The organism is Neolewinella marina, assembly GCF_002631205.1.
Taxonomy (GTDB): Bacteria; Bacteroidota; Bacteroidia; order Chitinophagales; family Saprospiraceae; genus Neolewinella; species Neolewinella marina.
The window spans coordinates 41,884-54,123 of sequence record NZ_PDLO01000011.1; the positions used below are offsets into that span (position 1 = coordinate 41,884).

The 12,240-nt window shown below is 64.4% G+C and carries 3 protein-coding genes; all 3 read left to right on the forward strand.

The genetic code is table 11. The annotated features are described in order from the left end of the window. Positions 1-24 precede the first annotated feature (24 nt). Genes CGL56_RS17280 through CGL56_RS17290 form a run of 3 tightly spaced genes read left to right on the forward strand, consistent with a single transcriptional unit; the run spans position 25 to position 12,106 of the window. A complete protein-coding gene (locus CGL56_RS17280; protein WP_099107839.1) occupies positions 25-6,813 on the forward strand; it encodes a hypothetical protein in 6,789 nt (2,262 codons plus the stop codon). An 18-nt stretch (positions 6,814-6,831) separates the two neighbouring features. Next, complete coding sequence (locus CGL56_RS17285) at positions 6,832-10,281, forward strand: hypothetical protein (RefSeq protein ID WP_099107840.1); 3,450 nt, start codon at positions 6,832-6,834, stop codon at positions 10,279-10,281. Next, entirely contained in the window at positions 10,268-12,106 is a 1,839-nt protein-coding gene (locus CGL56_RS17290) for a contractile injection system tape measure protein (protein WP_099107841.1), read from the forward strand. Before CGL56_RS17285 ends, CGL56_RS17290 begins: the two co-directional genes overlap by 14 nt. Positions 12,107-12,240: the final 134 nt, after the last annotated feature.

Sequence of the window (12,240 nt, forward strand, 5' to 3'; positions counted from 1 at the left end):
TCCTAACCCTTTCTCCTCTTTCCCATGTCCACCCATCTGGCCCAGCATATTCTCAAGGACGACCCCCGCTTCGCGGAGGTGCCGGATTTCCGGGCGCTGCGCGAGTTGGGCATTGCGCACATCGCCGCCCTGTCGAGTGACCTGTGGACGGACCACAACCTCCACGACCCCGGCATCACGCTGCTGGAACTGCTCTGCTACGCCCTGACCGACCTGGGCTACCGGACCAGCCTGGGCGAGGCCCAGCTGTTCGCTCCCGCGATGAAGGGGGAACCGGACGGCAACTTCTTCACCCCGGCGGAGATCCTCACCAATAATCCGGTCACCCTGCTCGACTACCGGAAGATGCTGGTCGATGTCCCCGGGGTCCGCAACGCCTGGATCGAAAAGGTGGAGGAACAGGAGGTGCCCCTGGCCTATCGGGTTCCTACCCAGGAAAACTGCGCCCCCCGGCCCTTGCATACCCGCATCCCGGCGGGGGAACAAGAGGCTGCGCTGCGCCTCAAGGGCTTGTACCGGGTCTTGCTGGATATTGACCCCCGGCTGACGGCGGCGACCGAAGCCTGTAGCGGGCCCACCAATACCTTCGGGGCCACCCTGGCGGAGGTGGGGCGCCGCCTCCATGCCCACCGCAACCTGTGTGAAGACTTCGTGGAGATCGCCGTCCTGCGGGACGAGGAAATCGGCTTCTGCCTCGACCTCGACCTGGATCCGAAGGCCGACCCCGCTACGGTGCTGGGGGAGGTCTTCACCGCCATTGAAAACTTCATTTCTCCCCGTGTCCGCTTCGCCAGCCTGAAAAGCCTGCTGGCGGAGGGCCGGCCCATCGAGGCCATCTTTCGCGGTCGCCCTTACCTGCCCGCCTACGCCGCCGAATACGGTCTCGCGGCCCTCAGCCACGGCTTCGTGGATACCGAGCAGCTCGAGCAACTGCACCGCCCCACGGTGTTGCGGGCTTCGGACCTGTACCGGGTAATCATGAACGTGGCGGGCGTGCGGGCCATTCGGGAACTCAAACTGGCCAGTTTTCTGGACGCGCGCGAGACGCCCACCGGAGCGGACTGGGTACTGCCCCTCACGCCGGACCACCGGCCCCTGTTCGCACCCGAAAGGGGGAAATACACCATCCACAAGGGGCCACTGCTGGTACCCTTCGATGCGGCGGCTGTCATCAACCGTTTCCGCCAGCGGCTGGGCGACTACCGCAAGACCACCTACGCCCACGCCGAGTTGGACGTGGCCATTCCCTACGGCAAGCACCGGGGTGACCTGATCGACTACTACTCCATCCAGCATGAGCTGCCCGTCACCTACGGGGTGGGGGAGGGGGACCTGTCCGCCGAAGCCCCCGCCGCCCGTAAGGCCCAGGTGCTGCAGCTGCGGGGTTTCCTTACCTTCTTCGATCAGTTTCTGGCCAACTACTGCGCCCAGCTCTTCCACACGCGGTCCATCTATTCCTGGCTGCCCGGGACGAATAAGACCCTCTTCGCCCAGCCGGTAGCGGGAGCCCCGGGAGGAGCGGATCTGCTGCGGTTTCCGCCGAATACTACGCCGCGAACCGGGGCTACACCGGCACTCGTCCGCAGCCTGGTCTACTACGACCACCCCTTGAACCGCGACCAGGCCGTGGCCTCTCTCGTCAATACTTTCCAGGCCATGAGCCTGGACACCCTGCGGTCGCGCCTGCGCGTGGAGGAAGCCGCGGATGGGACCTTCCACTTCGCTCTCGACGATGCCCTCGGCCGGCCCCTGCTCCGGGGCGAGGAGGACTACCAGCTGGAGGCTTCGGCCCTGGAGGCCGGGGAACGCGTTGTGTTGCAGTTGATCTACCAGGGGGGGCTGGCGGAGAACTACCGGTCGGACAACTACCCGGCCGACCACCGCTACACCTTTACCATCCTCGATGGGACGACTGACTACGGCAGGATCCTGGACGGGATCACCGAGCGGCCCCACGAATTCGCCCGCAACCGCAACCTCGTCCTCGACCACCTGCTGGCGCGCTTCAACGAGCAGTTCACGGACTACGTACTCCTCATGTACGCCCTGAACCGGGAGGCCCCCGATCCCAACCGCATTATTGGTGATAAGGAGGCCTTCCTGGCCGATTACCCGCGGATCAGCCGCGAACGGGGCAAGGGTTTCGACTACCGGCATCCCGACCTCCCCGACAACCGTTCCGGGCTGGAGCAGCGCGTCGGATCCCTGATGGGCCTGCGGGACGGCGGGCCAAAGGACCTCAACCCCTTCTCCGTCCACCTGCGGGATCAGCAAATGCGCCTGGTTTGGTACGACCACCGGGGTCGTGTAGTGCTGCGCACCCATTGGGCCTATCCCCTGACCACGGACCGGGAGGGGCTCGCTGACCGCCTCTTACAACGGCTGGCCCAACCCGCCGCCTACCGCCGGATGGATTGCCCGGAGGAAGGAATCTACCGCTACCAGCTCGTGGACGAGGAGGGCTTGCCCTTGGCTGATTTTCCGGTCACCCACCCCAGTGCCGATGCCCGGGACGAGCACCTGGCCTGTGTCCAGGCCTTTTTCGGTGAGGTGTTGTCTCTGCACGTGGTGGCCCACCGGACAGCGTCTGATGAATACGGTTTCGAACTGCACGGAGAAGAATACAGTAAGGGGGTGGCGGACATCATTCCCTTCTGGCGGAGTGCGGCGGACTACCCCTCACGCGGTGAGGCCCTGCGGGCGGGAAGGGCGCTAAGGGATGGCATTCGGCGGGGGGCGGCGAAGATCACCAACGTAAGCCGTGGTAAACAGCGGGAATACGGCCTTAAAGTGAAGGCCGGATCGACCTCGGCGCTTTCCACCACCATCACCGACTCCACCGAAGCCCGCAAGGCCCTGCGGGAACAACTGATCAGCTACCACGCCGCGCTGTTGCCCGACTGTCCCGGCCTCCGGCTGCGACTGAAGGGCGAACGGCAGGGCTTTTTCTTTTCGCTCCTCGGCCCCGACGGGACGGTGTGGCTCCGTACCCCCGGACACTTTTCCGATCCCCGTACGGCGGAGGTGGCGGGGCTGCACCTGATGCGGGCCGCCCGCGACCCCAAGGCGTACCGTAACACGGCCGAGGGCCGGTATGGCTTCACGGTAGTCGGAAGCGGGGGGGAAGAGGTGGGTGTACATCCCCTGACCTACGCTACGGAAGCCGAGCGAGACGGCACCCGGGACAAGGTGCAGACCTTCTTCTCCGGCCGGCAATTTGACTACCGCTTGCGGCAGGCGGCGGATCGCTTCGTCTGGTGCCTCACCGCCGGCGAAAGTGGGGCCACCCTGCGCGGGGAAGTACCCTTCGCCGACGCTGAAAATGCCGCCGCCCACTGGCGATTGGTACGTAAGGATCTCCTAACCACCGCCTACTGGCGGACCCGTGAGCGGGAAGACCAAACCTGGTGGCTGGAGGTAGAACGCGCCGATGGGTTATTGCTGGCGGGTAGTGGCCCCTTCGCCACGGAGGTGGCGGCCTACGCGGCCCGTACCAAGCTGCGGGAGTGGATCGGACTGGGCATACCGGGGGGAGAGGGCGTGGAAAAGTTGCCCGGTACGTGGTCGTATCACCTCTATTTGGAGGGGCGGGAAGTGCTGCACGGTACCGAAAATTACCCCGACGAAACGGCGACCGATCTGGCATTCCTGGCCCTGACCAAACTGGCTGGAGAACCGGATAACTACCGTGACCGACCTGATCCCGACGGCTGCCTGTTCTCCTTCGATGTGGTGGACGAACGGGGGGTAGTGGCCCGCCACCCGGAATTCTACCCGGAAGAAACGGCCCGGGATTTGCGGGATCGGGTCATGGCCCACGTGCAGGAAAACACCCTGGCGTGCCGCATCGGCTACCGGGAATACCGGTGGACCTACTGCCTCGACTGGGAGGACTGCAGCGGCTGCTGTGGCACCCTGCTGTCGAGTATGGGGGCCGATTGGGATACGCCGGTGGCTGCCAAGGCCGCCGTCAAGAAGCTGCTGGCCCTGCTGCGATCGGGGGTCGCGCTGGCCGACTGGACCAACGGGGAGTGGTACAGCTTCGGGGTAAGTGAAGGGGGTGAACCCATCGCCGAGCACCCCCGGGAATACCCGACGATGGCCGAGCGGGACCGGGTGCGCAACGATGCACGGGCCTATCTGGAAGCGTATTTCGGGCGCTGTGAACGGGGGGAAAGCGGCTTTACCATGGAGGATGAACTGTACGTCCACTGCAAGAGCATTCCGGTTTGCTGCACCAACGATGAGGCGGAGGAACCTACTGCCGCGGGCGCGGATTGCATCCTGAGTGCATACCGGCTGTCGGCGGCCGCGGCGGTGGCGGAACACCCCCTGGCGCTGTGTCCGGCCGCGGAGCGGGACGCGCTGGTGGAAGAAATTCAGGGGGCCAGCCAGCGGGGGGAACTGGAATACGTGGAGTTCTCTGTGGCGGGGACGCAGGTTCCATTCGCAGACCAAGCGCCGGGGACCACCGGCCTGGCACGCTACCACTACGCATGGTCGGTCAACGGACTGCCGCCCCTGCGCAGCGTCCGCTCCTTCGCCAGTGAAGCAGAGGCCCTGGCCGGTTTTGAAGCGGACCTGCCGGAGCTCCTGGCGGTCGCCGGCAAGGCCAAAAACTACGCCTCGGTGTCCCTGGGCTCATTCCTGGATGCGCACTACCGGAACTGCTGGCCGGAGGCAGCCGGACCCTTTACCGATTACCGTCCGGGACCCTTCAGTACGGCACCCTACCTCGTCCTTCACGGGAAGACCGGGTGGCCCCTGGTCTACTCGCCGGGTCCCGAAGACGCTGGCACAACGCGGCGGGGCTGGCAGGACTACGCGCTGCACTACCCGTTTCGGTATGTGGCCGGACGGGGCTGGCGCTATCACCTGATCGAGCCCGGGGGAACTGCGGAGTGGCTGCGGAGTACCCGTTTCTATTCCAGCCGCCTGGAGGCCCGACGGGCTTTTGGGGTGTTGCTCGAACTCCTCCGTTTTCCACCTAACTACCGCACCGATGATCGGCCCGAGGCCGGCATCTTCCGTCTGGAAATCATCGAAACGCTGCTGGAAGCCGCGGTGACCTACGCCGACGCCGCCCCGGTAATTAATACGGAAACGCCCTGCTGGGTAATCTGTCCGGCCACCTATCACCACCCTCGCTACACCATCGGCGAAGATTCCTGGCCCGTACTGTCCGATTGCCCGGAGGTGGCGGACGTCGACCCGCTTTGCCCCCGGGCGTGGGGGGAGGGACTTGAAACCTTCCTGCTCTACGGCACCGATGCCCGTAACTACTATGACTTTCTGGACGGGGCCGCGGACTGCTGCCACGGATTTCGCGTTGTCAAGCCCGGTTACCGCGTTGCCCGCAATCCCCGCGAGAGCCACACCTCAGCCGAACGGGAAGCCCTGATGAACTGGCTGAACCAATACGGGAACTGCCGGCTGGACAAGGAGGAGCAACCGTACCAGCAGTGCGTGAGCTTCGGCGCCGGAGTATACCGGCCGGCCCTGCGCGCGGCCGACGGTACCATTCACTGGTTGGCTACCGCCCGCTTTGAAGATCCTGAAAAGGCTAATGCATACTGGAAGGAGCAGATGATCGCCCTGCTCGGCTACGCCAGGGAACCTGACTACTACCAACCCCGCAAGACGGAACCCGACGCGGAAGGCAATATGCAGTACCGCCTAGAAGTCCTCGACGACGACGGCTCGGTGGTGCTGGAGAGCCAACAAAGCTTCGTGCGGGAGACGCTCGCCGCCGCCGCGCGGGAGCGCATCGCGCTGGCGAGACAATTCCCGATTTACGTATTTCGGGAGGCATACGGCTTCATGTGCTACAGTGCCGGAAAGGTGCCGGATTTCCAACGGCCCTCGGATTCCCCCTGCCTTCCCGCGGACCTGGAACCCGCGTCCGCGCCCCAGTGGGAGGAAGCCGAAACCACCCTGTTCAACGGGCTGCTGGAACTACAGGTGATGATGCCCGGCGAGGTCATCTGGGAAAGCAGTGAGGAATTCGGTTCACCGGAAGCAGCCTGGTCGGCCTACCGCTGTTTCCTGCGACTACTGGCGGATCGGCGGAACTACCAGCGGATCCAGCTGGCCGACTGCAACCTGTTTGGCATCGAACTGACCCGCCCGGACCACGTGCTGGCCGAGCACCCCCGCCGCTACCCCGGAGTTACCACGCTGGAAGAGGCCCGGCAGGGCGTACTGGCCCGCGTCAACGGGGAAGGGATGCGACTCGTGGAGCACCTGCTGCTCCGGCCCCGGGTGGTGGGTGATGCGACCATTCCGAATATCTGTCCCGCCCCGCCGCCGCCACCGGAAGAAACGCCGGAAGGGTGTCCGAACCGCGACCAGTGGGCACCCAGTCCCGCGGCGGAGGAGTTGAACGCCCCCAAAACCGGTCTATCCGGCCAGCCCGAGCCGTTGCCGGAACTGCCCTACGTACCGGGGGCCGACCCCTATTCCTACTGGGCAACCATCGTGCTGCCGTACTGGCCGTACCGCTTTCAGAATATCAACTTCCGGGCCTTCTTCGCCGATACCCTGCGCCGGGAGGCCCCGGCCCACGTGGCCCTCAAGATCTGCTGGCTGGACCCAAAACAGATGCGGGATTTCACCCTCCGCTACCGAAGGTGGCTCCAGACGCTCGGCTGGGAGGACGCCTGCGACCGCAGCGATGCTCAGAAAGACCTGATCGACTTCCTGGATGGCATGACCTCCGTGTACCCGCCCGCCCGGCTGCAGTCCGATGACTGCGAGGCGGGAGGAGTGACCGATCCGGGGGCCGTTTTGCTCGGCAGCACCCAATTATCGTAAATCCGAAAATCGCGAACCATGGCCTTGGTAATCAACAATAACTCCTCCCACTCCCTGCCGCTATTCAGCGAGCACCAGGTACTGCGCGCCCGGGATCTGAACAATCTGGTCAGCGCCGTTTTCGCCCAGCTGCGGCAAAATCGCATTTTCAACGTCGGGCTGGGGATCGTCGAGGGCTTCTCGGTGCGGTGGGATGAGGATCGCGGAGCCCTGGTCGTTGGCCGGGGATTTGGAGTGAGTTCGGACGGTTACGCCTTTGACCTCGACGAGTGCGCCTTCACCCACTTCCGGGGGGCAAATAGCCTGGGAGTAAGTCCGGAGCAGCGGGTGGGCGGCTGTGATGACTACTATACGCTGCTTGACAAGATCTCCGGCGGCGGCGGGAACTACGAGTTGGGGGCTCCAGGGGAAGTAGTGGCCCTGCGGGAGAATTGGCAGCGGCTCGTGCCGGACGCCGCGGAGGGGGCCGTAATTCCGGCGGGCCGTTACTGTCTGCTATACCTGTATCGGGAGGCCCAGGAAGCGCGGGCCTCCTGCTTCAGCGATTGCGAGGCGGCGGGGGCCGACCAGGTGGGGCAGTATCACGCCGTTCTGGTACCGATGGAGGACCGGGAGGACGGGCCGGAAGCGGAGGTGGTAAAGATCGATCTGCCCGAGGTGCCCCGACTGCCCGCCTTCGGGCTGGTAGAGCAAGAGATAAAGCTCTGCCGCATCCGGAACTGGGAGGATCTCTACCAAAGCTACCGAGCTGCCTGTGTGGGCATCCGGGAGGAACTGGCCCTCGCCTACGGCGCCGCGGCCCGGCTGCTGAATGCACCTGGGGGCACCCAACCCGATGCTGCGGACACGGCCCTCTACGCGGCTACCCAGGCGGTACTGGGGCGGCTGACGGAGGAGGTATATCCCGCTGACCCCGGCGGTGAATGCACCGACATCCAGTACCTCTACACCTACCACGAAGACCTGATCCTGGCTTATGCGGCCTTCTACCGGCTGCTGCAGGGGCAAACCATCACCCTGGGCAATACCGAGGAGAGCGCCACCGGGGCCACTCGCTGTGCCTTTTCCCGCCACCTGGAATTGCGGACCATTTACTTCGACGGCGAGTCGGGGGGGCGGGCCCTGATCTCCGACGAGGCCGAGGCCGCCGACCCCTGCCGGACCGGGCGCATCTTGCCGGATAACGGGGAGGAACGGCGTACCCTGCTGGATGAGGGGCAGCAGTACCTCGTCCGGATGCAACGCCTGGTGGAGGAGGGCCACCTCTTTTTCTCCACCTGGAAGCGGGAGGCATTATTCGATCCGCGGATCACGCCCGGGGACCGCCGCTTTCCCTTCCTGAAGGGGAACGCCCTGCCCTTCTACTACCACCCCGACGTTATGGACGACTGGCGGGTAGGGGTACAGCCTACGATAGCGGCCTACCGCTACGTGGCGCATTCTGTCGAACACCCCCTGCTGTACCGACCGGAAAACTGGGATTTTTACCGCATTGAGGGGCACCTGGGCCACCCGCTCAGGCAAAACACACTTGGGGACAATCCCGACAACCTCCGCGAGGGTGGCGTCCGGGCCCGCATCGAAGAGTTGCGGGACTGCCTGAACCTGGCCTTCGATGTGGTAGACGTCTCCCTGGACGAACCCGATGAGGAGAAACGGCTGGAGGTCATCACCGGGTCGGATCGTGACAACTGGTACAAGAATGTCCGGAACGATATTCTCGGCACCCTCATTCCGCTCGCCGGTGGGGCAAAGACCGACGGGAGCGACCCGGACGATCCCGCCCTGCAGCGCTGCCGGTCCGTGGTCGAGTTCCTGCACGCCCACCCCCACCTGACGACGATTAACGACTGGGAAGAACTAAAGGGGCCCGTCGATTTTTGTGCTCCTCTCCCGGCTACGCTCACCTCCCAGCGACTGGACACCTTCGTGCAGGTCTACCGGGAGTTGGTACGCCTCCTCGAGGAAATGCGGGCCAAGAGGGACTCCGACGATCCCTTACCGTACCTGGATCTAGAGTTGGCCGAGTGCATCCGGGAAGCCGCCATCGAGGAGGTGCGGTACCGGGAGAGTCTGTGGAGACGGTGCTACCTGGCCGGCTTTTCCCGGCTGCACCCCGGATTGGTCCACTGGGGGGGCGTACCCCGTGGAGGGACTTTCGTGCTGGTACACAAGTCCAGCTTCGACCGGGAGGGACTGATCCAGATCCTGCGGCGGTACACAGATGCTTCGTCCGGCGCCTTTGCCAATAGTTCCGATGCCGACCTGATCACCTACGCCCGCCGGTTGCAGATCAACCCGGAAAGCTTTCGCCGTAAGGAGGTCGTAGCGGATTTCTGCCTGCCCTACCTCTGCTGCGGAGCGGGTGCGGTCAACCTGCAGGCAACTACGCCTTTGCCGCCGGAGCCTCTGACCCTGGAGGTGCGTACGGAAGCCTGTACCACCCTGAAACAATTACTGGCGGAACTGGGGCTCTCGGTCACGGTGAACGAGACCGGTGGCGACCTGACCGTCGCCACGGCGGACAACGTAGAAATTGGCAACGCCGTGCGGATACATACGCTTACCCAGGGCGTTGCTTTCGAGGGGCTCACGCCGGCCCAACTGGCGGACGCCACCCTGGAACTGGTGGCCACCTACCGGAAAGGGGACCGCAGCGTTAACCAGGCATTCACCGTGAGCCGGCAGCCGGAATGGATTCGGATGAACGTCAACTTCGCGGGCCGGGAAACGGTGGACGACGTGCGTTACTGTCGCTACGACCTCCGTTTTGAAATCTCCCCGTCCAACGCCAGGGTAAGTCTCGACAATCCACCGGCGGGCGTCACCTACGATGCCACCGAACAGTCGCTGCGGGTACCGGAGGACATTGCCGGTCAGATCGATGGCCTTTCCCTCATCGCCACGGCGGGGGACTGTACCGCACGGCACACCTTTATCCTGCCGCCCAAGCCCGGCGATGACGTAGTGGCACCCCCCGCCGGTAATACTACGCCCCCGGCCTTGGCCATCGTCCTGAATACCCGCCGCAGTACCCGGGAGGAGACCCTGGAGGGCCTGGGCGTGGCAGAGACCGAAACGACGGTGAAGGGGGAGGCCTACGGCAAGACCCAGGAATACGTCAGCGATTCCATTACGGATGTCCAGCCGGACCGTGGACTGGATCCCGCCCTGACCGCCCTTACCCGACTCCATACCGAAGAGGCAGAGCAGGCGGTCTTCATACGTAAGGCCGCAATGCTCGTGGCCACCAGTTTTCTCGATAAGCTGGCGCTGGCCGGGAAGGGAGAGGAACTGACCGACGACCAGGAAAAGCTGATGAACTCTCTGAAGCAAACCCTGACCGCGTTAGGGATCACTGGAGACCAGGTCTTTAAAAATTGGAAGGTCAGCGAGCTCTACACCGGCATCGACCGCAAGCGCCTGGGATATATCGGCAATCAACTCCGCGCGAATGAGAAAGGCTGACGACCACATTATTGAGCGCGTCACTTTGGACGTAGTAACCGACCGGGGCGATTACGCCACCCAGCAGGCCTATACCGACTGGCTGCGGGGGAGCGCCCTGCCGGCGATGGAGGCCGTGTGCGACGAGCTCATCCCCCGGGGAGAACGCTGGCGGATGGACCGGCTGAACCTGGACCTGGGGTGGTTCCGGACCCTCGACCTGGATCTCCCCGGATCGCGGGCGGCCCTGCTCGATCGGCTGCTGGGCGCCCTGCGGTCAAGCCTGAAGGAGCAACTTGCGGCGGGGAAGGCCAGGGAATCCCAACGGACGGGGAAGCTACCGTTGCCGGCTCTGGAAGCCTCCGACCGAATGGCACCCGCGGCAACCGACCGCCCCTACGCCGCCTGGCTCCATTTCCTGAGCACCGGACACCTGCCCTGGTGGGCCGGATCGTTTCCACCCCCGGAGGAATGGGCGGCGGAACTGACGGAACGGCTCATCACCCCGAGCGCGCAGGAGTCACGGCGAATGCTCCGGGAACTGATGGCGCGGGATCGGGTGGCGGTCCGCCGACTGGTTTTGGATCCCCGCCACGAGCCTGCCTTTGGCGCGCTATTGCAAAGGTTCCCACCTGCGGCGGCCGCCTGGGCAAAGTGGGTGGCGGCAGGTGCGCTTTTCGATGTTGCCAATCTTCCTTCACTTGGTTACCCGATAGAGAAGCGCGCGTGGATCCAGTCCGGGAAAGGGTACTTCTGGTGGACAGTTCTCGGAAACCAGCGCGAGGATATGGCCGCGGAGGACGTGCTCGCCAGTGCACTGGCAGCGGTATACCCCGAATTTATAAAGTGGCCTCCGGCCTTGCGAAATAAACTATTTACCACCCTGGACATGCCCCGGAAGGCTGATGGGCGGCCCGCCAAAAAGAAGGCAGGTGAAAGCAAGGGACCGCAGCGGAAAGATAGCGGCACCCGCGATCGACCAGCGGAATTGGAAGGGGACTTTGGACCTACGCCGGGCACTTCCGGAAAAGGGACCGGAGAGAGGGCTGACCAGTGGGCCAGAGACGGTCGTGACCCGTACAAAGAAATAATCAGGAGCACCGGAGCAGCCGATCACAAAGCAGAACCGCGGTCGCCAGACCAAGAACCGACCGACCGAAAAAGCCCGGACACTCCGGATGAACGCCGTGCGTCCGTCCGCGACGCTGTACCCCCGAAAGCTGAAGCCCCATTAGGTCAGGCAGGACACCGGAACCCCGGGGCGTCCCCCCCGCCGACCCTGCAGCGTGCCGCTACCGATAATGATCCGGCCCGGGAACCGGAGGCCACACCGGAGCCCGTGGGCACCTATTTTTACCTCGATCACGCGGGGGTGGTGCTTGCCCATCCCTTTCTGGCCCCGTTGTTTACCGCCCTCGGGTACTGGCAGGAGGAGGCCTTCGCGGATGCGTTGGCGCGGCAGCGGGCGGTCTTCCTGACCCACTACCTGGCGACCGGCGATCCGGCGGGGCGGGAGGAGGAAATGCAGTTGTCGAAACTGCTCTGTGGCTGGCCGGTTACCGGGGCGGGGGTGCAGCTGACGGAGCCCCTCACCGCTACCGAATGCCACGAGGCGGACGAAGTACTGCGGGCCGTGATCGGTCACTGGACGGCCCTGGGTAAGGCCAGTCCGGCCGGCCTGCGGGAAGGCTTCTTTGCCCGGGAAGGCCGACTGGAAAAGCAGGAAAACGTTTGGAAAATCACGGTGGAACGCAAGGCCCAGGATATCCTGCTGGGTCAGCTCCCCTGGGGAATCAGTCAGGTACTGCTGCCCTGGCACGAACGCATCATCAAGGTCGAATGGTAGATGAAGATCGCCGCCGACCATACCACCCACAGCGTATCGCGGATTCAACGGAAATCCGACCACGCACCATTCTTCTCCCCCCGGGGGGGGCAGCAGGAGCGGGGTGATGTGGCCCGGAACCAGCCGTTCTTCCA

Coding starts and splice junctions, on each gene's coding strand:
- CGL56_RS17280 (WP_099107839.1), top strand. CDS start 25: ATGTCCACCCATCTGGCCCAGCATATTCTCAAGGACGACCCCCGCTTC.
- CGL56_RS17285 (WP_099107840.1), top strand. CDS start 6,832: ATGGCCTTGGTAATCAACAATAACTCCTCCCACTCCCTGCCGCTATTC.
- CGL56_RS17290 (WP_099107841.1), top strand. CDS start 10,268: ATGAGAAAGGCTGACGACCACATTATTGAGCGCGTCACTTTGGACGTA.